Below are 19,768 nucleotides of genomic sequence, written 5' to 3'. Positions count from 1 at the left end.
AACAATTGCTACGGATTCCAACTACAATGACGACCAACCCCAATTACGAATTCCCGCTTGTAGATTCAAGCTACGACAACCAGGAAATCCTGCGTTGCATGGAAACGTTGCTCAGCGGTCAACTTACCATGGGACAGCGAGTGCATGATTTCGAGGTTGCATTTGCGGAGCACATAGGGGCTCCCTATGCAGTCATGGTGAACTCTGGGTCGTCTGCCAACCTTTTGGCTGCGTCCGCGATCATTAACCCTCTGCGGTCGAAGCGGTTAGACATCGGCGACTATGTGGCGGTGCCAGCCGTCTGCTGGTCGACATCGATTTGGCCTCTCGTGCAGCTCGGCTTGAAGCCTGTACTAATAGATGTGGACCCTTCTACGTTGAATTTGTCCATAGCTTCCCTACACGAGGCGATGCGCCGACTTCCGATTAAAGCGATCATGATGGTGCATGTACTTGGCAACAGCACCGATTTGCAACAACTGCTGGATATCGTAGATGACAAGGGACTGCTGTTAATAGAGGATACGTGCGAGTCCCTGGGCACAACGTTCCAACAACGGCATCTGGGAACTCTGGGGGATTTCGGCACTTATAGTTTTTACTTTTCGCACCATATGACGACCATTGAGGGTGGTATGGTCGTCGCGCGAACTCTCGAGGATTACGACCTGCTTCGATGCCTGCGCTCTCATGGCTGGAGCCGTGAGCAAAGTAATCGTAGTGAATTGGAGGCCGAAAACTCGGCCATCGATCCGCGATTCCTGTTCGTCAACGTCGGTTATAACGTTCGGCCGATGGAAATCCAAGCAGCATTTGGCATCGAACAATTGGGAAGGCTGAACGAAATGAATAGCCACAGAAAGCAGAACGCCATCCTGATGCGCAAATCCTTTGAGCACAGCACGAAATGGCGATCGCAGCTCCAATTTCCGACTGCCCCTGCAGGCGTAGATGCATGTTGGTTTGGCTTTCCATTCCTAGTCAATCCCGAACTTTCAATAGATTACAAGCGCTTCACCGAGCTGCTGATGGATGCCCATATTGACACACGTCCTATTGTTTCGGGAAACATGGATCTGCAGCCTGCGACTCGCCTATTCAACATCGAACGCTCGCTGGCACCATTCGCCGGGGCCCAACAAGTACATGACCACGGAGTTTTCATAGGTGTTCATGCCAAGCCGATCGAAGCCGATCGTATGACATGGCTGGCCGAAACTGTTCTGGATGCCCTCACGGCCGCATGCAAGTGAACCTCTCCTCCCTCGTTCCCCGACCCCAATTCCTGCCGAGCTTCCGCGCTTGGAATACGCTGGAAGGGTCACGTATTGCTGTTACGGGGCACCGTGGAGTTCTAGGCTCTCTGCTCGCTCACCGCTTGCGGGATCATGCCATCCACGTAGACACATATCCGGGAGACGTCTGTGACATCGCCGGCATCACGCGGTGGATCGATCTAACCCGACCAACAGCCATATTTCACCTCGCAGCTATTGTTCCTCTACCAAAGGTTGAAGCCGATCCTTTCGCTGCCATGAAAGTGAATGCGACGGCGTTGGTGGCAATTCAAGAAGCGGTCGCCAAATTCATTCCTGACAGTTGGTTATTCCTCGGATCTACGAGCCACGTCTACGCCGCAACCGCAAGTCTGCGGGGAAACTGTCGACGAGTCTCCGAAAAGTCTGCCGTCGAACCCCTAAGTCTGTATGGTGCTACGAAGCTTGCGGGCGAACGTGTTCTTGAGCCGTTGGCACGACATTCAAGGACACAACTTTGCATTGGGCGAATTTTTAGCTACTTCCACGAACAACAGCCATCCTCCTTCCTCGTCCCCGGGTTGCTTTCGCGAATCAACGATGCAGACGACGGCTCCGTGATCGAAGTAAGAGATGCTGACGCCATCCGCGACTTCCTGTACGCAGACATGGTCGTCGACGCCATGTTGCTCCTCTGCGCGCGGCGCGCAACCACTACGGTGAACATCGGATCGGGCCAAGCGACTAGTATTGGGGAAATCGCTGACCGAGTCCGTTTTTTCTCACGGAAAAATATTTCGCTCCAATATCTACCTGCGGCGAATCCAGGGGGACTTGTCGCCAATACCTCAAAGTTGCGTAAATTGATATCGACAGGGCTCACTGTATGACGTCTACTTCAGTCTCTATCATAATACCTGTCTACAATCGTGCCCATCTTGTTCACCGCGCGATTGACAGCGCCCTCGACCAAACGATCGCGTGCGAAGTACTTTTGGTCGACCACGGAAGTACTGACGATATTTCCACAGTGGTCAAGAGGTACGGCACTCGCATTCGCTACATACGTCGCGACGACGATCGAGGCCCTATTGAAGCGTGGCGCGATGGCGCGGAGTGCGCGACGGGCAAGTACCTGCATTTCACCTACGACGACGACTGGTTGGAGCCACAATTTATAGAAAAGTGCCTTGATCGGTTCAGCGATGACGTCGCTTTTGTCTACTCGCGGGCGGCGCTACATGACCTCAGCGCTGGCAAACAAGGCGTATTGCTGCGTCACCCATCGGGAAAAAATGCGATCAAGGACTTGGTGCAATATCTGCTGCTGTCACCACTGACCATCAGCCCCGGTTGTGCGATATTTCGGCGTGCGGACGTTTTGGAGAACCTATTGCTCGAAGTTCCAGGAGCGACCGGTCAATACGGAAAGAAGTCCGGCGTTGGGGAAGATTTACTGCTGTTCCTGCTCACGTCGTTAAGCTACAGCCAGTACGCGCACGTGGCGGAGCCACTTGCAGACTTCCTCGCGCATCCCGGAAGCATTACTGTCAATGCGCAGCGCACGGGTCAAAGCGTCGCACTGGCCGAATCGTATGGTGTAGCGAAGGCGTTCTACTTAGCTCAACCTGGCGCACACCAGACCATGAGCGGTACTCGCAAAATGTTATTCCAGCTTCGTTGGGCGCTCAGATCATTCTTCTAATGGAAGCACAGCGATTCTAGTGGCCCCCTAAGGATGGCCTGATCTCTTCTCCGTTTGAGGCATTATGGCGACAAGCCCCAAGAAGCCCACCCCCGACACACCGAGCATATGAAGTCCACCGTTCGCTCCAAGGTGGAACACCTTGGATGGTTAAGAACTGATGGATCTAATGGGAAGGGCATTGCATGACTAGATACCGTTGTGAACTATCTTCGCTTTCTCCAGGTGCGCCAGACACGCCATGGATGAAGTAGCCCATTAACAAATACCACGGCCATTTGATAAAAAGGTCGCACGTGAAAAATGCCGAGCTTCCAGTTGATATATACGGACTCGGAGACCATCCGCAGACGGTTTCTCGGTTGTGAGCTAATGCCACCGGCGTCGAAGCGTGCCACCATGAGATCGAGCTTCGCGCCACGTCCGGCCAGTAGTTCTCCCAGAAGCGGCTCAGCATCGGCGCAAATATGGCACCGCTCGTCAAAGCGAAACCCCCGGAACACAGTCGCACGCTGGAAGACGCCTTGATGGCATGGCATCCACGGCCGAGCGCCCCCCCAAGGTCCAAGCAAGCCCCGCCACTCCGGGCTGCGCGCGCATAGATCGATACCTGAAGCTGCATCAAATACGATGGTACCACCGTAAGCGGTAGTGATTTCCAGTGGCAGCTTATCAAGTGCGTCAGCGGCTTTGGCCAGCGTATCGACGTCGTACAGAACATCACCAGCGCCCAAAAACAATACCCATTCCCCGCGCGAATGAGGCAGCATTTTGTTCCAAGCGTTGTAGACCCCTGTGTCCGGCTCAGACATCAAGATGGTCACAAGTTCGCCGAGCCCACGTGCCGCAGCCAGCGTACCGTCAGTCGACGCACCATCGGTGATGAGCCACTCGAAGCTCTTGCAAGTCTGCGCCTCCAGCGAGCGGGAGGTAATCAGCAGCGCGTCGCACGCATTGAAGGTTGCTGTGATGATGCTGAATCGCGGTGCTGGAGACGCATCATCTTTCGTTCCGGCGCCAGTTCGGCAATGCGCCGCAGTACGTTGAACTTGCTTAGTTTGCTGTAGATGGAAGTTTTTCATTGCGAGAAAATAGTAACCTAGTAGCGAAATGATGACACCATTGGCTCGGTTGATGTACACCCGGGGAATTTGACGATGTCGAGCGCGCAGGCGCCATCTTACGAGCGAATTTGCAGTGGCCCGCCAACATTGGTGCTTCGCGACCGACGGTTGTGGTAGGTAGGTGGGCATTTCTGGAACGTGTTTCCAAAACAAAGACTCAACCGACGGCTTCACCTGAAATACTGGAGCAGTTCATGGATCCGGCATCCCCGCAGCCTGTTTGTGTCAGTGACAGACCTTCCGTCTCAGTGATCATCGCAACCTACAATGGGGCAAGTTTTCTTCCCAAATCGATAGCCTCTGCACTTGAACAATCGCTACCGGCACTCGAGATTTTGATCATTGATGACGGCTCCACGGACGGAACTGCGGCGTTAGTTAAAAATTTGGCGCTAGTGGACGGACGGGTTCGCCTCATCAAGCTTCCCCATAACCTTGGCCCGTCAACGGCTCGTAACGTCGGTTTGGATCAAGCGCGAGGCGACTGGATTGCCATTCTGGACGCTGATGACCTATGCCTGCCAGATCGTTTCGCCCGACAAGTTCAGTTTCTACAAGAGGCCGGCCTGGATCTGTGTGGCAGCTGGTTTGTGGAATTCGGACAGGGTCCAGCGCGTACAGCGCGCTGGCCACATACTGAGCCGGCACTCCGCGCAGCGATGTTGTTCCAGAGCACCATTTGCCACCCAACGGTCATGGCTCGCCGTGAAGTATTCGACCGTTACCGCTATCGTGAGGAGTATCGATTGGCCGAGGATTACGATCTGTTCGCTCGAGCAATGGCTGATTTCCGGATGGCGAACGTTCCAGAGGTGCTCCTGCGTTATCGTCGCCATTCAAATCAGGCTACCCAGACACAACGTAAAGCGATGGAGGAGGTGACCAGAGGTATCCGGCTTGAAATATTGGCCAACCAAGGGATCAACGCATCCAATGAAGAACGGCGCCTGCACAACTTGATCCGCGCGCCCCAGTCCATAAGCAAACGCGAAGACTTGGATGGTATCGAAGCGTGGCTGCTGAGACTTGTTTCATTTTACGAGAGTCCTGAAGCAAAGCAGATCATCGCGTCGCAATGGATTCGCGCATGCGTACGCGCAGCACCACTAGGCATGCGTATGTTGAGTGCTTATCGAACTTCACCATTACGCATACTCGCAGATGCGGGAACACGTACGTCGATCGATCTTTTCATATTGGCGACCATGAAGCTCGACTATCAGTCCTCACTTTTTGCTGCCTTACGTCGCCTCGGCCTGAGTGCTTGACCAAATTGACTAAGATTCATGCCAGTTTCCTCATCGTCGGCGCCGGCTACGCCGGCAGCGTCATGGCGCGCGAACTCGCCGATGCCGGCCACCGCGTGCACGTCATCGACAGGCGCCCGCATATCGCCGGCAATGCCTACGACGAACTGGACGAGCACGGCGTGCTGGTGCATCGCTACGGACCGCACATCTTCCATACCAATGGCGAGCGGATCTTCAAGTATCTGTCGCGCTTCACGGAGTGGCGCCCGTATGAGCACCGGGTCCGCGGCGTGGTGGGTGGAGTGCGCTATCCATTTCCCATCAATCGCGACACCCTGAACCAGCTGTACGGGCTGGACCTGGATGAGGCAGGTGCGGCAGCGTATTTCGACCGGGTACGCGAACCACGCGAGCCAACCTTGACCAGCGAAGATGTGGTGCTGAACTCGGTGGGACGCGACCTATACGAGAAGTTTTTTCTCAATTACACACGCAAGCAGTGGGGCCTGGATCCATCGGAACTGAAGGCGGGCGTGGCCGCGCGTATTCCGGTGCGCACCAATACGGACGACCGGTACTTCACCGACACCTTTCAGGCGATGCCGCTGCACGGCTACACGAAGATGTTCGAGGCCATGCTGGATCATCCGAACATCAGGGTGGAGCTGGGCGTCGATTTCGCCGATGCGCGCGGGCGTGACACGTACGGCCACGTGGTCTATACGGGGCCCATCGACGCCTACTTCGATTTCCGTTTCGGCCGCCTGCCCTATCGCTCGCTGCGCTTCGAGCACGAGCACCTGCCCGCTGTCGACCGGTACCAGGAAGTGGGCACCGTGAACTACCCGAACGACCACGCCTACACCCGCATCACCGAGTTCAAGCATCTGACCGGCCAACAACATGCAGGCACGTCGATCGTACGCGAATATCCACAGGCCGATGGCGACCCCTACTACCCGGTGCCGCGCGAGGAAAACGAAGCGTTGTTCAAACGCTACGCGGCACTGGCCAGGGAGGAAAAGGGAGTCACTTTCGTCGGCAGGCTGGCGCAGTACCGCTACTACAACATGGACCAGGTGGTGGGAGCCGCACTAGTGGCGGCCAAGCGATTCCTGGGCAAGGGCGACGATGTTTGAACAGTACCGATTTCCGTACTAAACTTGTTCCAAGCCCACTCAACCTCCTGCATTGCCATGGAAAACACGCTGACCGTCGCTGAACTCAAGCGCCGTGGTGCCGCCGCCATCGAGGACGGCCTTGAGCATGGCCCTATCCACTTGCTCAAACACAACAAGACGGCGGCAGTGGTGCTTTCGGAAGCCGAATACCGGCGCCTGGCTGGCGAACAACGCAAGAAAGTACCTGGCTTGACTGCCATGCAGTGGTTGCTGGCGCATCCGGGCACCGGGCGACTGGGCAAGCGGGAGATCAACCGTCGCCTGCGTAACGACCGCGACTGGTGATCGCCTTTCTTGACTCCAGCGCAATCATCTACCTCGTCGAAGGCAAGAAGCCTTTTGTCGACAAGGTTCGCCGACAACTGCAGACGCTGACGCTCGCCGAACCGGCGTTGCGCACCGCCGTCAGCCGGCTTGCGTGGCTGGAGTGCCGGACGGGACCGATGAAAGCCGGAGACGTTGAAACGCTGGCCACCTATGACGAATTTTTCGCGCGGGCGGATCTGATCTGTGTGGAAATGGGCGCCGATGTCGTCGACCTGGCCACGGCAATCCGCGCCCGGCATGGACTGAAGACGCCAGACGCCCTGCAGGCGGCTTGCTGCCTCCAGCTTGGCAAGGATCATGTATTTCTTACCGGCGACACCGGCTTCCGCCGCGTGGCGGGGCTGAACACCCGAATACTTGGTTGACGATGCGCATCGCCTTTCTGTGCAAACGCCGTTACATGGGCAAGGACGTGATCCTCGATCGCTATGCGCGGCTGTACGAGATTCCCTTCCAGTTGGCGCGGCTTGGTCACGACGTGCGGGGCTTCTGCCTGAGCTACCAGGGCCACGACGATGGCGAATGGGAGCATGAGGGCGAGCCAGGCAAGTTGCATTGGGGGTCGCACTCGCTGGGCCGGTTTGTGCTGCCTGCACTGGCGGGCTATCCACGGCATCTGCTGCGGCAGTTGCACAGCTGGACACCCGACGTGCTGATTGGCGCTTCGGACATTCCCCACGTTGCTCTTGCGGGATGGTTGGCCAAGCGTCTCGGTGCGCCGTATGCCGCCGATCTCTACGACAATTTCGAAGGCTTCGGCCAGGCGCGCATTCCGGGCATGGTGACGGCGCTTCGCCACGCCGTGCGGGGGGCCGCGCTGGTGACCACCACGAGCGAGCCGTTGAAGGAACTGGTCGTGGATACCTACCGCGCACGTGGCGAGGTCCTTGCCATGCCGAGCACTGTGGACAAGAGTGTGTTCCATCCCCGGGATCGCACTGCCTGTCGCCGTGCGTTGGACTTGCCAGAGGACGCCCTACTGGTCGGCACGGCGGGCGGGTTGCATCGGGACAAGGGCGTGGATGCGTTGTACGCGGCGTGGCCCACGATCGCCTCACGACATCCCGACGCGCACCTGGTGCTGGCCGGCCCTTTCGATACGGGCTTTCCACCACCGGCCTATCCGCGTGTGCACTACTTGGGCCAGCTGCCGCATGCGCGCACCGCCGAACTGTTCAACGCTCTCGATGTCGGCGTGATCTACTTGCGCGACACCCCGTTCGGTCGCTACTGCTTTCCGCAGAAGGCCTACGAAATGCTGGCGTGCAGCCTGCCGATTGCTTCGGCACGAGTCGGCGTGATGCCGGAATTGCTCGCTTCGGCACCGGAAGGACTGTACGCGGCAGACAATCCGGCCGACCTTGCGCGGGCAGTGCTGGATCTGCTTGACCGCCCTGCCGTGGCCACCGTGCCGATCGACGATTGGGCACATCTCGTGGGGGTGATGGAACAGCGGCTTGGGCAGATCATGGAAGGCTTCCCTTCCCCCGGTGCATCCCGAGAGTGAAGAGCCGGGTTTGCCGACCGATCAACCCGATCGCTTGATGCCGCAAGCCACGTAACCGTCACCCAGGTCCCGGGTGTAGAACCAGCGCTGCGCTACGCAAAACGGCAGGACCAGCTTGTCGCTCAGCAATGACAACGTGCGATTGATCGCCTTGGGTTTCGCCTGGGCACTGCGGATGCTGCGCTGTTCGGCGCTCAGACCGTCGTAACTGCTGTCGTTGCGCACGATGCGATTGGACAGGCGCCGGGTAAGTTCGGTGATCGGGTAGCCGTAGTTGATGATGCGGACGTCATCAACACCTCCATCGCGCATCAGCTGGTGAAGCTGATCCTTTTCGTACCGCCTCACGTGCCCGACGAGTTCGTCGGAACGGCCGTACTTCCTGGAATGCGCCGGCACGGAGAGCAGGACCCTGCCGCCGGGCTTGAGGTAGCGCATCCATTCGCGGAACACGTCCAGGTCGTTCTCGATGTGTTCAAGCACCTCGAAAGCAAACAGATAGTCGAACTCCTCGGGCAGAAGCTCGGACAACTCGTCGACCACCCGCATGCGCTCTCCGGCATCGGCCAGGTTGCGGCGGATCAGCTTCCGGCTGTCCTCGCCCAAGTCGTGACACGCGCCGGAGAACCCTCGCTCAAGGAAGAGTCGCGTCATGTGACCGGTTCCGGCGCCCATCTCGACGAACCGTCCCGTCGGCCATGAACGGCTTACGTCCCGAATGGTACTTTCTCGCAGGATCAGCTTGGGTTGCTTCTGCATGGATGCCCCGGAACCTTCGATCATTCCCGCCCGGACGGATACGCCGCGCGACGAGCGGTCGTGCCCGCACCATCGACGCATTGCTGCAATTGCCGTGCATAGCCGTCGGCGATGTTCTGCCAGTCGATGCGCTCTGCAGCAGCCTTGCGGATGGCGGCGGCACGCAGGCGTGCCTGCTCCGGATTGCCAAGTGAGGCGACAATCGCAATGGCCAGCGCGTGGCTGTCACCGGGCCTCACGCAGACATCGGCACGAGTCTCGCCCAGCAGATCCCCGATGCCGGCAACGTCACCCACGAGAACTGGGCACCCGCAGCCGATGGCCTCCATCAGCACTACCGGCAATCCTTCCTGGTTGCCCGAATCATCGCGTACGAACGGCGCCACGAAAAGGCTCGCGCCTCGATAGAGTGCGGGCAACGCGGATTGAGCTGTGGCACCGAGAAACTTCACGCTCGCCGCGATGCCCAGCCGGCTCGCCTGTGCTTTCAGCGCGTCCTCTTCCGGGCCGAACCCCGCGATGGTCAGGGTCGTGGCAGGCCGCTGCGCGAGGACTGCAGGCATGGCATCAAGCAAGTGGACGAGGCCCTTCTTTGGCACCAACCGCCCGACGAACAACAGTTCGTCATTGCCCCGCTGGATCGTCGGATCGGGTATGAACCGCTCACGCATGTCCACGCCCATCGGAAGCACGGTCATGCGCGGCGGGTGCAGGCCCACACGCGCCGCCTCTTCGCACATGGCACTGCTGACGACGGTCATCGCCGAGGAAGCAGCAGCCACACGACGCTTGAGTGTATTCAACGTACGGCCCCGCAGGCCGAAAAGGTCGCCGCCATGCGAGGTCACCAGGTAGGGAATACCGGCAACACGCTTGAGCCGGTGTGCGATCAGCCCTTGTGGCAGCAGCCAGTGCGCATGGATCACGTCCACGCGGTGGCGCTTCAGCAATTGCCGGGCCGCCACGTACTGGCCGATGAGGAAGCCGGGAACCAGCAGCCATTTCCACCGGCTACGGCGCAGGTTGGTCGCGATGCCGCCGTGATTCACCAGCGTCTCTAGGCGACGGGGCGCATAGCGATACCGCACCACGTCGACGCCATCTAGCTCGCCGCTGGCGTCGGCACCCGGCGCATCCGGAACCAAGGCGATGACACGGAAGCGGCCGGCCAGTCGACGGCACAACTCGTGCACGAAGCCCGGTTCCGGATCATCACGCCAACGCGGATAGGTCGAAGCCAGCACCAGTACAGTGGGCCTGGGGTATTCAGTCATGGCGCCGGTAGGTCAGTCCCGTGATCTGCTCTGAAACCAGCCCGATCAGAAACACGATCACGCACGCGCTCCACATCAACATGCTGCCGTTGGTGAGCCGGCCGTAATGGCTGTAGGTCCACGCGTAATTCGCGCACCCCAGTAGGAAAAACACCGCACTCGCCGGCACGAACAGCTTCAGGGGCGAATACAGCGTGGCAATCTTGAAGATGATCAGCAGGAAGCGAATGCCGTCGCGCAGGGGTCGGATGTGGCTGGTGCCGACGCGCTGGGCGGCCTTGATCGGGATGTACGCGACCGCGTAGGCGCTGCGGAAGAACGCCATGGTGCTGGTAGTGGGGTAGCTGAAGCCGTTAGGCAGCAGGTGCAGGAATTCGCGGAACTTGTCGGCGCGCACGGCGCGGAAGCCGGAGGTGAGGTCGAGTACGGGGTGGCCGGTCATCTTGGTGGCGAGCCAGTTGTACAAGGTGTTGGCGATGCCCCGACCGACACCGGCCTGGCTGCTCCAGTCGCGGGCGCCCACCACCATGTCGTAGCCGCGGTTCAACTGGTCGAGCAGGCGGGCGACGTCGGCGGGATCATGCTGGCCGTCGCCATCCATGAACACCAGGATGTCGCCCGTGGCGGCGCGGGTGCCGCGCTTGATCGCCGCGCCGTTTCCCATCGAGTACGGCGAGGACAGGCATTGCACGCCGTGGCTTTCGCAGATGCTGCGGGTGTCGTCGGTGGAACCGTCGTCGACCACGATGATCTCGGCCTGCGGCTGCGCCGCGCGCAGTTGCGGCAACAAGACCGCGAGCGCGGGCGCCTCGTTCTTGGCAGGCAGGATGATGCTGAGCTGGTTCAAGATCGGGCTCCCCGGGAAAAAGGGATCATAGCGTGAAGGCCAATTGGTGGTCGGCGGCGGCACATTTCGAAACAGGCACTACCCCGTACCACGTGCGGAGAACGGGGCCTTGTTCAAGCAGTACGCGGAGTTGGCGAAGGACAAACCGCACGTGACTTTCGTGGAGCGGCTACTACAACCTGGATCAGTTGGTTGGGGCCGCGTTGGCGGCGGCGAAAAAGTTGCTGACGACAACTCCCGCTGATTCCCCTTCGAGCAGGTGTGACGCGCCGCCCGCCCTGAGCTGTCAGCTCGCGCAGGCTGTGTTGCCGCACACGACCTTGTGCCTATCGCGCCACTTTATGTGGCGCAATAGCTCTTTCCGCCTGTATCGCGCCACTGTATATGGCGCAATAGCCCTTTCCGCTTGCATCGCGCCACTTTATATGGCGCAATCGTGGCCATGATGCCGATTGCGCCACTTCTTGCGAGAGACACCGGTCATGCCAAAAACCTTGCCTGCGGCAGAACTGGACGCCTTGGTCGCCGCCATCGAAGACGGCGGCCACGGCGCATCCATAGACATGTTGGGTCGGCGCTTTCCGAACCTGCCCCGGCGAACCCTGCAACGCAGGCTGGCTCGACTGGTGCGGGACGGGCGGCTACGAGCGGAGGGCAAGGGACCGGCCCGGCGTTACCACCCCCCCCTGCCATCCTCGGCACTGGATATTCGCGACAGCAGCGGCACGAATCCATCGGGCATCGACGACGACATTCCCCTTTCCCCTGAAGGGAGCGAGCTGCGCACCCTGATGCGCCGCCCCCTGTTCCAGCGCACGCCGGTCGGCTACCAGCGAAAATTTCTCGACGATTACCAGCCCAACCACAGCTTCTACCTGGCGCGTGACCTGCGTGCACATCTGCATGAACTCGGCCGTTCGCAAGCTGATCTGCAACCGGCCGGAACGTACGCACGCCAAGTCATGGATCGCCTGCTGGTCGATCTTTCGTGGTCATCGAGCCGCCTGGAAGGCAACACCTATTCACGGCTGGACACGCAGAACCTGGTCGAGTTCGGCCGCTATGCCGCGGGAAAGGATCGCCTGGAAGCCCAGATGATCCTGAACCACAAGGCTGCCATCGAGATGCTGGTGGGCCAAGCGGATCTGATCGGGTTCAACCGTTACACCCTGCAGAACCTGCACGCCCTGCTGGCGGAGAACCTGCTGACGGACACTGGGGCCGGTGGACGCTTGCGCGGGATCGACATCGGCATCACGGGTACGGTTTACCACCCTGTCGCCATTCCTCAGCAGATCGTCGACGGCTTCGATACCTTGCTGGCCAAGGCAACCGCCATCGAGGATGCTTTTGAACAAGCGTTTTTCGTGATGGTGCAACTGCCTTATCTGCAACCTTTCGTTGACGTCAACAAACGCGTGTCCCGGCTCGCGGCGAACATCCCCTTGATCAAGCAAAACCTGGCGCCGCTGTCGTTCGTGGATGTCCCCAAGGCCGCGTATGTCGATGGCACGTTGGCCGTGTATGAACTCAACCGCGTCGAATTGTTGCGCGATGTTTTTGCCTGGGCCTACGAACGCTCGTGCCGCCGCTACACCCTGATCAAGCAGGCGCTGCCCGAACCCGATCCACTGCGCCTGCGCTATCGCGACGAGCTGTTGCGAGTCGTCGGCCGAGTGGTTCGTGACGGCCTCGCCGCCACAGCCGAGGTGATCCAGCCCCTGGCTGGCGATAACGTGGCCGCCGAGGACAGGGAAGCTTTCGTTGCCATGGCCCTCAATGAGTTGCTGCAATTGCACGAAGGCAATATTGCGCGGTATCAATTGCGCCCTTCGGAGTTCGCTGCCTGGAAAGCCGGGGGACACCCATGATGCGATTCGATCACACGGCGTGCCGATGCGGTTCGATTCTTGCTTGTCCATTCGGCAAGCCGTCCGACGCCTGCGCCAAGCCTGGCGCGGCTGCCGGCTTGTGCGCTGCATCACCCTATCGGATCGAAGCGCAGGCAAAGGATGACCTGAGCGCCAGACTGCGGTAGATTCAACCACATACGGGGAAAGGGTCACGTAAGTTATGTCATCGCAACCGCAACCGTCGCTCGCAGGCCTGACCGGCATGGCGCGCCGCCTGGTGTCCGAAGGGCTGCTGCCCGAGGATGACGTTCGCAAGGCGATGGTCGACAGCACGCAACGCAAGGTGTCGCTGGGCGCGTGGCTGCTGGATCACAACCTGGTCGAGAACGCGCAGCTGACGCGGGTGCTTTCGCTCGAGTTCGGCATGCCGATGATGGACGTGACCTCGCTCAACCCGACCACGATGCCGCTGGACCTGATCAGCGAGGCGCTGATGACCAAGCATCAGGCGCTGCCGCTGTTCCGGCGCGGCAAGCGCCTGTTCGTGGGCATCGCCGACCCGACCCAGTCGCACGCGCTGGACGAGATCAAGTTCCATTCCAATTGCCTGGTCGAGCCGATCCTGGTCGAGCGCAGTTCGCTGCAGCGGACGATCGAGAACCTGCTGAACTCCATGCGCGACAACATGCCGGACATGGATACCGGCGAGTTCGACGAGCTGGATCTGGAGGTGGGCAGCGACGAGGCCGAATCCACCGGCATCGACGCCAATGCCACGGACGACGCCCCGGTGGTGAAGTTCGTCAACAAGATCCTGGTCGACGCGATTCGCCGCGGCGCCTCGGACATCCATTTCGAACCGTTCGAAACCCAGTACCGGGTGCGCCTGCGCATGGACGGCATGTTGAAGGCCGTGGCCAGCCCGCCGATGAAGATGGCCAACCGGATCTCCTCGCGCCTGAAGGTGATGGCGCAGCTGGACATCGCCGAGAAGCGCGTGCCGCAGGACGGCCGCATCAAGCTCAACCTCTCCAAGACCCGCGCGATCGACTTTCGCGTCAGCTCGCTGCCGACGCTGTTCGGCGAGAAGATCGTGCTGCGTATCCTCGACGGTTCGGCGGCCAAGATCGGCATCGAGAAACTGGGCTACGAGCCGGAGCAGCAGAAGCTCTACGTCGATGCGATCCACAAGCCTTACGGCATGGTGCTGGTCACCGGCCCCACCGGCTCGGGCAAGACGGTGTCGCTGTACACCGGCCTGAACATGCTCAACACCGCCGAGCGCAACATCTCCACGGTGGAGGACCCGGTCGAAATCCGCGTCGAGGGCATCAACCAGGTGCAGCAGAACGCCAAGCGCGGCATGACCTTCGCCAGCGCATTGCGTTCGTTCCTTCGCCAGGACCCGGACGTGATCATGGTCGGCGAAATCCGTGACCTGGAAACCGCCGAGATCGCGATCAAGGCCGCGCAGACCGGCCACATGGTGCTGTCCACCCTGCACACCAACGACGCGGCGCAGACGATCGCGCGCCTGATGAACATGGGCATCGCGCCCTACAACATCACCTCGTCGGTGACCCTGATCATCGCCCAGCGCCTGGCCCGGCGCCTGCACGAATGCAAGAAGCCGATCGAGCTGCCGCCGAAGGTGCTGCTGGATGCCGGCTTCAGCCAGGCCGACATCGACGCCGGCCTGACCATCTACCAGGCCGTGGGTTGCGAGGGCTGCAACGAGGGCTACAAGGGCCGCGTGGGCATCTACCAGGTGATGCCGATGCTGGAGGATATCCAGAAGATCATCCTGCAGGGCGGCAATGCGATGCAGATCGCCGAAGTGGCCAAGGCCGCCGGAGTCAACGACCTGCGCGCCTCGGCCCTGCTCAAGGTGAAGCAGGGGCTGACCAGTCTCACCGAGATCGACCGGGTGACCAAGGAATGACGCCCGGCGGGGCTGCAGCGCTGCGGAACTTGCGCAAGGCGCCACGGTTTGCAGCGCCGAAAATGACCTAAGCTGTAGAAAATGACTTGCCAGCCGGCCCGCGCGCCGGCTTCGAGATCGAACCATCGGGGGAAGATGCGCATGGCCACGGCTACCGCAACCGCAAAAGCAAGGGCAGACAAGACGCGTGCGCTCGGCGCCCAGCGGGCCGAGGTCAGTCAACTGACCACTTACGAATGGGTGGCGCTGGACAAGCGCGGCAAGCGCATGAAGGGCGACATGCCCGCCAAGAACGCCTCGCTGGTCAAGGCTGAATTGCGCCGCCAGGGCATGAACCCGCAAACCGTGCGCGAACGGGCCAAGCCGCTGTTCGGCGCCTCCGGCAGCACGATCAAGCCGGGCGACGTGGCGATCTTCAGCCGCCAGATCGCCACCATGATGGCTTCCGGCGTGCCGATGGTGCAGTCCTTCGACATCATCGCCGACGGTCAGAAGAACGTCCGCTTCAAGAACGTGCTGCTCGACGTCAAGCAGAACATCGAGGGCGGCGCCTCGCTGCACGAGGCGCTGGGCCGCTACCCGGTGCAGTTCGACGAGCTGTACTGCAACCTGGTGCATGCCGGCGAAACCTCGGGCGTGCTGGACACCGTGCTGGACACGGTGGCCACCTACAAGGAACGCACCGAGGCGATCAAGAAGAAGATCAAGAAGGCGCTGTTCTACCCGATGATGGTGCTGGCGGTGGTGTTCATCGTCATCCTGATCATGCTGCTGTTCGTGGTGCCGGTGTTCGCCAAGACCTTCCAGGACGCGGGTGCGCAGTTGCCCGCGCCGACCCAGTTCCTGGTCGACGCCTCGGAGTTCATGCAGGGCTACTGGTACATCGTGGTGGGCATCATCGTCGGCAGCATCGCCGCCATCGTCATCGGCAAGAAGCGCTCGCCGAAGTTCGCCCACTTCCTGGATCGCCTTGCGCTGAAAATGCCCGTGATGGGCGACATCGTGCGCAACTCCGCGATCGCCCGCTTCGCCCGCACGCTGGGCGTCACCTTCCGCGCCGGCGTGCCGCTGGTGGAAGCCCTGGATGCCGTGGCCGGTGCCACCGGCAGCATCGTCTACGGCGACGCCGTGCGACAGATGCGCGACGACATCTCGGTCGGCCACCAGTTGCAGCTGGCCATGAAACAGACCGGCCTGTTCCCCAACATGGTGGTACAGATGACCGGCATCGGCGAGGAGTCCGGCTCGCTGGACAGCATGCTGTTCAAGGTCGCCGAGTTCTACGAGGAAGAGGTCAGCAACGCGGTGGACACCCTCTCCACCCTGCTCGAACCCCTCATCATGGTGGTGCTGGGCACCCTGGTCGGCGGCATCGTGATCGCGCTGTACCTGCCGATCTTCAAGCTGGCCGGCACGTTCTAGAGCGCTCGAAACAAAAAGCGGCGGGCAGTGCCCGCCCTACGGCGTGATATCTCGTAGGGCGGGCACTGCCCGCCGCTTTCGTTTGTGGGCGGCGCCCCGGCACCGTACCCTTGAACCCTGCCCCGCCCGGGGACCATGAACGCACAAGGCCGACGCATGCCCGAACTACCCCTCGCCGTCTGGATCGCCCTCGCCGCCGTGCTCGGCCTGCTGGTGGGCAGTTTCCTCAACGTGGTGATCCTGCGCCTGCCCGAGCGCATGACCGCAAGCTGGCGCCGGGAGGCGCGCGAGGTGCTGGAGTTGCCGGCGGATGACGCGCCGCTGCCGCCGGGTATCGTGCGCGAGCCTTCGCACTGCCCGCATTGCAAGCATCCGTTGTCGGCGGCCGACAACATTCCGCTGTTCGGCTGGCTGCTGCTGCGCGGACGCTGCCGCTATTGCAAGGCGAAGATCTCGATCCAGTATCCGCTGGTGGAACTGTTCAGCGGCGTGCTGAGCGCGCTGGTGGTCTGGAAATTCGGACCGTCCTGGACCGCGCTGGCAGGATTGGTGTTCACCTGGGTGCTGATCGCCGCGGCCGGCATCGACTTCCGCACGCAGTTGCTGCCGGACCAGTTGACCCTGCCGCTGCTGTGGCTGGGCATGGTGCTGTCGCTGATCCCGCTGTTCGCCAGCGCGCCTTCGGCGATCATCGGTGCGGCGATCGGCTACCTGAGCCTGTGGAGCGTCTACTGGGCGTTCAAGCTGCTCACCGGCAAGGAAGGCATGGGCCACGGCGACTTCAAGTTGCTGGCGGCGCTGGGCGCGTGGATGGGGCCGGTGGCCCTGCTGCCGGTGATCCTGCTGTCCTCGCTGATCGGCGCCCTGGTGGGCGGCAGCCTGATCGCGTTGCGCAGGCACGGGCGCGAAATCCCGATGCCGTTCGGACCGTTCCTGGCCGCCGCCGGCTGGGTGTGGTTCATGGCCGGTCCCCAGTTGCTGCAGGGCTACATGCACTTCACCGGCCTGCGATGAGCGGCGGGCCGCGCCTCGTGGTGGCGTTGACCGGCGGCGTGGCCGCCGGCAAGAGCGCGGTGACGCGGCGCTTCGAGGCGCTGGGCGTGCCGGTGCATGACGCCGACGTGGCTGCCCGCGAGGTGATCGCACCCGGCAGCGAAGGCCTTGCCGAGGTGGTTGCCACATTCGGGGCGGACGTGCTGGACGACCGCGGCGAGCTGGATCGTCCCTCGATGCGCCGGCGCGTCTTCGCCGATCCCGCCGCGCGACGCAGGCTGGAAGCCATCATCCACCCGCGCGTGCGTGCCTGGTTGCGCGAACGCGCGCAGAGCGGGAGCGCGCCGTATTGCCTGCTGGCGATCCCGCTGCTGGCGGAGAACATCGCGCAGTACCGCTGGGTCGACCGCGTACTGGTGGTCGACGTCCCCGAGTCGGTGCAACTGGCTCGCCTGATCGCCCGCGACGGCGTCGACGAGGCCCTGGCCCGGCGCATGATCGAGCAGCAAGCCACTCGCGCCGAGCGCCTCGCCCTCGCGGACGACGTGATCGACAACAGCGGCGACGAAAGCGCGCTGGATCAGCCCGTGGCCGAACTGCACCAGCGGTACCTGGCACTGGCCACCGCGTAGGGCGGGCAACGCCCACCGACCTCGTGCGAAGGAGCGGCGGGCGGTGCCCGCCCTACAGGATCGCCGTGTAGGGCGGGCACCGCCCGCCAACCTTGGCCGCAACCCCCGACAACATCCATGGTCGCGCGCCGACGTTGCCCCCACACGCCGGCCGGTTAGCCTCATGTACATGCCGAACTATCGACGAGCCCGGGTCAACGGCGCCACCTGGTTCTTCACCGTGGTCACTGCGCAGCGACGCCGTTTTCTGGCGAATGAACACTCGGCGTCCATCTTGCGCCAAAGCGTAGCCGCGGTACTTCGACGGATGCCGTTCCACATCGATGCCTGGGTGATCCTGCCCGACCATATGCATGCCATCTGGACGTTGCCGGCTGGCGACCAGGATTTTTCCACTCGCTGGGGCCTCATCAAGGCGAGCTTCTCCAGACACTCGGATCTGCCGCACGCAACCGGTCCACGTCGCGACAGCGGCTTGTGGCAACCCCGGTTCTGGGAGCACAGGATTCGCAATATCCGCGATTACCACGCCCATATGGATTACACACACTACAACCCGGCCAAACATGGGCTCGTGGCGCAGGTGAAAGATTGGCCATACTCCAGTTTTCACCGCGCGGTTCGAGAAGGTATCTATCCCCCAGACTGGGGTTGCGTCGAACCGCGCCACTCGGGAGGGCGCAACTTCGGCGAGTAGGGCGGACACCGCCCGCTGGCTGCTGTGCAGAAAAGCGGCGGGCGGTGCCCGCCCTACCCGAGCGCAGCCAGAATCACCCGGTCCGCGGGAGCGAGGATCATCGGGTCGACGCTTGCCGGCAGCATCCACTGCAACGGCTGTGCTTCGAGCGAACGGGGTTCCCCGCGCCACGACGAGACGCGCCAGGCATCGAGCAGCAGCTCCCGATCCTCGTATCGCCACGGCAAGCAGACCAAGGGCTCGGCGTCGCGCACGTGGATGCCCAGCTCTTCCAGCAGTTCACGCGCCAGTGCCGCCAGCGGTGTCTCGCCGGCTTCGAGCTTGCCGCCGGGGAACTCCCAGAATCCCGCCAGATGCTTGCCTGCCGGGCGCTGCGCCAGCAGCACGCAACCATTGTCGTCCAGCAGGACGCCAGCCATCACGTGCATGACCGTTGCGGGCATCACGCGTTGCGCAGGTACTCGACCATGTCGAAGTCGTAGGCGTGCTCGGCATCGGCCTTGTGGTGCACGCGCGAGACTTCAGTCCAATCGCTGAAGTGCACGCCGGGGAAGAACGTGTCGGCGCCGTCGATTGCCGCGCTGACCCAGGTCAGGTACATCCGCCGCGCGTTGGGCAGCGCCTCGGCAAACACCATGCCGCCACCGATCACGAACAGGCCGGTGTTGCTGCAACGCGCCTGCGCCTCCTCGATCGAGCGCACGGTGATCTGGCCGGGAAACGGCGCCTCATGGCGGCGGGTGAGCACCATGTTGACCCGGTCCGGCAGCGCGCGGCCGATCGAGACGGCGGTGTTGTAGCCCATCAGCACATTCTTGCCGACGGTCAGCTGCTTGAACCAGCGCAGATCGTCCGGCAGGTGCCATGGCAGTTGGCCCTTGCGGCCGATCGCGAAGTTTTCATCGAGTGCGGCAATGAGCGAGATGGCCATGGGAAATCCTTGCAATCGTGATCATCGAAAAGGCGGCCACTCGGGCGCCGCGGGATGTCTGGAATCTT

The 19,768-nt window shown here is 61.6% G+C and carries 20 protein-coding genes; 14 read left to right on the top strand and 6 right to left on the bottom strand.

Annotated elements, in window-relative coordinates:
- Nucleotides 1–26: 26 nt before the first annotated feature.
- The 3 genes from ACVCMI_RS06680 to ACVCMI_RS06670 are packed head-to-tail and all read left to right on the top strand — an operon-like array spanning nucleotide 27 to nucleotide 2,961.
- Complete coding sequence (locus ACVCMI_RS06680) at nucleotides 27–1,253, top strand: DegT/DnrJ/EryC1/StrS family aminotransferase (protein WP_447099382.1); 1,227 nt, start codon at nucleotides 27–29, stop codon at nucleotides 1,251–1,253.
- Nucleotides 1,244–2,146 carry an NAD-dependent epimerase/dehydratase family protein gene (locus tag ACVCMI_RS06675; protein ID WP_447110623.1) on the top strand — a complete coding sequence of 301 codons (903 nt, stop codon included), beginning with the start codon at nucleotides 1,244–1,246 and terminating at the stop codon, nucleotides 2,144–2,146. The genes ACVCMI_RS06680 and ACVCMI_RS06675 overlap by 10 nt, the downstream gene beginning before the upstream one ends.
- Entirely contained in the window at nucleotides 2,143–2,961 is an 819-nt protein-coding gene (locus ACVCMI_RS06670) for a glycosyltransferase family 2 protein (protein WP_447099384.1), read from the top strand. The genes ACVCMI_RS06675 and ACVCMI_RS06670 overlap by 4 nt, the downstream gene beginning before the upstream one ends.
- A gap of 206 nt (nucleotides 2,962–3,167) precedes the next feature.
- Here ACVCMI_RS06670 and ACVCMI_RS06665 read toward each other — a convergent pair whose 3' ends face one another.
- Complete coding sequence (locus tag ACVCMI_RS06665; protein ID WP_447099385.1) at nucleotides 3,168–4,103, bottom strand: glycosyltransferase; 936 nt, start codon at nucleotides 4,101–4,103, stop codon at nucleotides 3,168–3,170.
- A gap of 176 nt (nucleotides 4,104–4,279) precedes the next feature.
- Between ACVCMI_RS06665 and ACVCMI_RS06660 the strand changes: the two genes are divergently transcribed.
- The 5 genes from ACVCMI_RS06660 to ACVCMI_RS06640 are packed head-to-tail and all read left to right on the top strand — an operon-like array spanning nucleotide 4,280 to nucleotide 8,350.
- Entirely contained in the window at nucleotides 4,280–5,353 is a 1,074-nt protein-coding gene (locus ACVCMI_RS06660; protein ID WP_447099386.1) for a glycosyltransferase family 2 protein, read from the top strand.
- Nucleotides 5,350–6,474, top strand: a complete 1,125-nt coding sequence (gene glf / locus ACVCMI_RS06655; RefSeq protein WP_447099387.1) for a UDP-galactopyranose mutase — start codon at nucleotides 5,350–5,352, stop codon at nucleotides 6,472–6,474. Before ACVCMI_RS06660 ends, glf begins: the two co-directional genes overlap by 4 nt.
- A gap of 57 nt (nucleotides 6,475–6,531) precedes the next feature.
- On the top strand, nucleotides 6,532–6,801 hold the full coding sequence (locus tag ACVCMI_RS06650; RefSeq protein ID WP_447099388.1) for a hypothetical protein: 270 nt from the start codon (nucleotides 6,532–6,534) through the stop codon (nucleotides 6,799–6,801).
- Nucleotides 6,798–7,208 carry a type II toxin-antitoxin system VapC family toxin gene (locus ACVCMI_RS06645; RefSeq protein WP_447099389.1) on the top strand — a complete coding sequence of 137 codons (411 nt, stop codon included), beginning with the start codon at nucleotides 6,798–6,800 and terminating at the stop codon, nucleotides 7,206–7,208. Before ACVCMI_RS06650 ends, ACVCMI_RS06645 begins: the two co-directional genes overlap by 4 nt.
- 2 nt (nucleotides 7,209–7,210) lie before the next feature.
- Nucleotides 7,211–8,350 (top strand): glycosyltransferase family 4 protein, encoded by a 1,140-nt coding sequence (locus tag ACVCMI_RS06640; RefSeq protein ID WP_447099481.1) that lies wholly within the window; start codon nucleotides 7,211–7,213, stop codon nucleotides 8,348–8,350.
- 21 nt (nucleotides 8,351–8,371) lie between these two features.
- On the opposite strand, the gene ACVCMI_RS06635 is transcribed toward ACVCMI_RS06640, so the two are convergent.
- From ACVCMI_RS06635 to ACVCMI_RS06625, 3 genes are read right to left on the bottom strand one after another with little or no spacing between them, the layout of a single operon-like run.
- Nucleotides 8,372–9,109 (bottom strand): methyltransferase domain-containing protein, encoded by a 738-nt coding sequence (locus ACVCMI_RS06635; protein ID WP_447099390.1) that lies wholly within the window; start codon nucleotides 9,107–9,109, stop codon nucleotides 8,372–8,374.
- A gap of 20 nt (nucleotides 9,110–9,129) precedes the next feature.
- Nucleotides 9,130–10,383, bottom strand: a complete 1,254-nt coding sequence (locus ACVCMI_RS06630; RefSeq protein ID WP_447099391.1) for a glycosyltransferase — start codon at nucleotides 10,381–10,383, stop codon at nucleotides 9,130–9,132.
- Nucleotides 10,376–11,230 carry a glycosyltransferase family 2 protein gene (locus tag ACVCMI_RS06625; protein WP_447099392.1) on the bottom strand — a complete coding sequence of 285 codons (855 nt, stop codon included), beginning with the start codon at nucleotides 11,228–11,230 and terminating at the stop codon, nucleotides 10,376–10,378. Before ACVCMI_RS06625 ends, ACVCMI_RS06630 begins: the two co-directional genes overlap by 8 nt.
- A gap of 482 nt (nucleotides 11,231–11,712) precedes the next feature.
- Here ACVCMI_RS06625 and ACVCMI_RS06620 point away from each other — a divergent pair, with 482 nt between their 5' ends.
- From ACVCMI_RS06620 to ACVCMI_RS06595, 6 genes are all read left to right on the top strand, one after another.
- A complete protein-coding gene (locus ACVCMI_RS06620; protein ID WP_447099393.1) occupies nucleotides 11,713–13,101 on the top strand; it encodes a Fic family protein in 1,389 nt (462 codons plus the stop codon).
- A gap of 202 nt (nucleotides 13,102–13,303) precedes the next feature.
- Complete coding sequence (pilB, locus tag ACVCMI_RS06615; protein WP_447099394.1) at nucleotides 13,304–15,025, top strand: type IV-A pilus assembly ATPase PilB; 1,722 nt, start codon at nucleotides 13,304–13,306, stop codon at nucleotides 15,023–15,025.
- 141 nt (nucleotides 15,026–15,166) lie between these two features.
- Nucleotides 15,167–16,447: a type II secretion system F family protein gene (locus ACVCMI_RS06610; protein ID WP_395117093.1), complete on the top strand. Its 1,281-nt coding sequence runs from the start codon at nucleotides 15,167–15,169 to the stop codon at nucleotides 16,445–16,447.
- Nucleotides 16,448–16,603: 156 nt separating this feature from the next.
- Nucleotides 16,604–17,461: a prepilin peptidase gene (locus tag ACVCMI_RS06605; RefSeq protein ID WP_447099395.1), complete on the top strand. Its 858-nt coding sequence runs from the start codon at nucleotides 16,604–16,606 to the stop codon at nucleotides 17,459–17,461.
- Entirely contained in the window at nucleotides 17,458–18,072 is a 615-nt protein-coding gene (coaE, locus tag ACVCMI_RS06600; RefSeq protein WP_447099396.1) for a dephospho-CoA kinase, read from the top strand. The genes ACVCMI_RS06605 and coaE overlap by 4 nt, the downstream gene beginning before the upstream one ends.
- A gap of 163 nt (nucleotides 18,073–18,235) precedes the next feature.
- Nucleotides 18,236–18,769, top strand: coding sequence for an REP-associated tyrosine transposase (locus ACVCMI_RS06595; RefSeq protein WP_447099397.1), 534 nt, complete (start codon nucleotides 18,236–18,238; stop codon nucleotides 18,767–18,769).
- 53 nt (nucleotides 18,770–18,822) lie between these two features.
- Here the strand turns inward: ACVCMI_RS06595 and ACVCMI_RS06590 are convergent, their stop codons facing one another.
- Complete coding sequence (locus ACVCMI_RS06590) at nucleotides 18,823–19,212, bottom strand: NUDIX domain-containing protein (protein WP_447099398.1); 390 nt, start codon at nucleotides 19,210–19,212, stop codon at nucleotides 18,823–18,825.
- Nucleotides 19,212–19,700 carry a dihydrofolate reductase gene (locus ACVCMI_RS06585; protein ID WP_447099399.1) on the bottom strand — a complete coding sequence of 163 codons (489 nt, stop codon included), beginning with the start codon at nucleotides 19,698–19,700 and terminating at the stop codon, nucleotides 19,212–19,214. The genes ACVCMI_RS06590 and ACVCMI_RS06585 overlap by 1 nt, the downstream gene beginning before the upstream one ends.
- Nucleotides 19,701–19,768: the final 68 nt, after the last annotated feature.

It is taken from the genome of Rhodanobacter sp. UC4448_H15 (genome assembly GCF_052978265.1).
This window is presented reverse-complemented; position numbering and strand designations above follow the sequence as displayed.

What these genes read in the sequence shown, in the direction of transcription:
- ACVCMI_RS06680 (WP_447099382.1), top strand. Translation starts at nt 27, where the DNA reads ATGACGACCAACCCCAATTACGAATTCCCGCTTGTAGATTCAAGCTAC.
- ACVCMI_RS06675 (WP_447110623.1), top strand. Translation starts at nt 1,244, where the DNA reads ATGCAAGTGAACCTCTCCTCCCTCGTTCCCCGACCCCAATTCCTGCCG.
- ACVCMI_RS06670 (WP_447099384.1), top strand. Translation starts at nt 2,143, where the DNA reads ATGACGTCTACTTCAGTCTCTATCATAATACCTGTCTACAATCGTGCC.
- ACVCMI_RS06660 (WP_447099386.1), top strand. Translation starts at nt 4,280, where the DNA reads ATGGATCCGGCATCCCCGCAGCCTGTTTGTGTCAGTGACAGACCTTCC.
- ACVCMI_RS06650 (WP_447099388.1), top strand. Translation starts at nt 6,532, where the DNA reads ATGGAAAACACGCTGACCGTCGCTGAACTCAAGCGCCGTGGTGCCGCC.
- ACVCMI_RS06640 (WP_447099481.1), top strand. Translation starts at nt 7,211, where the DNA reads ATGCGCATCGCCTTTCTGTGCAAACGCCGTTACATGGGCAAGGACGTG.
- ACVCMI_RS06635 (WP_447099390.1), bottom strand. Translation starts at nt 9,109, where the DNA reads ATGCAGAAGCAACCCAAGCTGATCCTGCGAGAAAGTACCATTCGGGAC.
- ACVCMI_RS06630 (WP_447099391.1), bottom strand. Translation starts at nt 10,383, where the DNA reads ATGACTGAATACCCCAGGCCCACTGTACTGGTGCTGGCTTCGACCTAT.
- ACVCMI_RS06620 (WP_447099393.1), top strand. Translation starts at nt 11,713, where the DNA reads ATGCCAAAAACCTTGCCTGCGGCAGAACTGGACGCCTTGGTCGCCGCC.
- pilB (WP_447099394.1), top strand. Translation starts at nt 13,304, where the DNA reads ATGTCATCGCAACCGCAACCGTCGCTCGCAGGCCTGACCGGCATGGCG.
- ACVCMI_RS06610 (WP_395117093.1), top strand. Translation starts at nt 15,167, where the DNA reads ATGGCCACGGCTACCGCAACCGCAAAAGCAAGGGCAGACAAGACGCGT.
- ACVCMI_RS06605 (WP_447099395.1), top strand. Translation starts at nt 16,604, where the DNA reads ATGCCCGAACTACCCCTCGCCGTCTGGATCGCCCTCGCCGCCGTGCTC.
- coaE (WP_447099396.1), top strand. Translation starts at nt 17,458, where the DNA reads ATGAGCGGCGGGCCGCGCCTCGTGGTGGCGTTGACCGGCGGCGTGGCC.
- ACVCMI_RS06595 (WP_447099397.1), top strand. Translation starts at nt 18,236, where the DNA reads ATGTACATGCCGAACTATCGACGAGCCCGGGTCAACGGCGCCACCTGG.
- ACVCMI_RS06590 (WP_447099398.1), bottom strand. Translation starts at nt 19,212, where the DNA reads ATGCCCGCAACGGTCATGCACGTGATGGCTGGCGTCCTGCTGGACGAC.
- ACVCMI_RS06585 (WP_447099399.1), bottom strand. Translation starts at nt 19,700, where the DNA reads ATGGCCATCTCGCTCATTGCCGCACTCGATGAAAACTTCGCGATCGGC.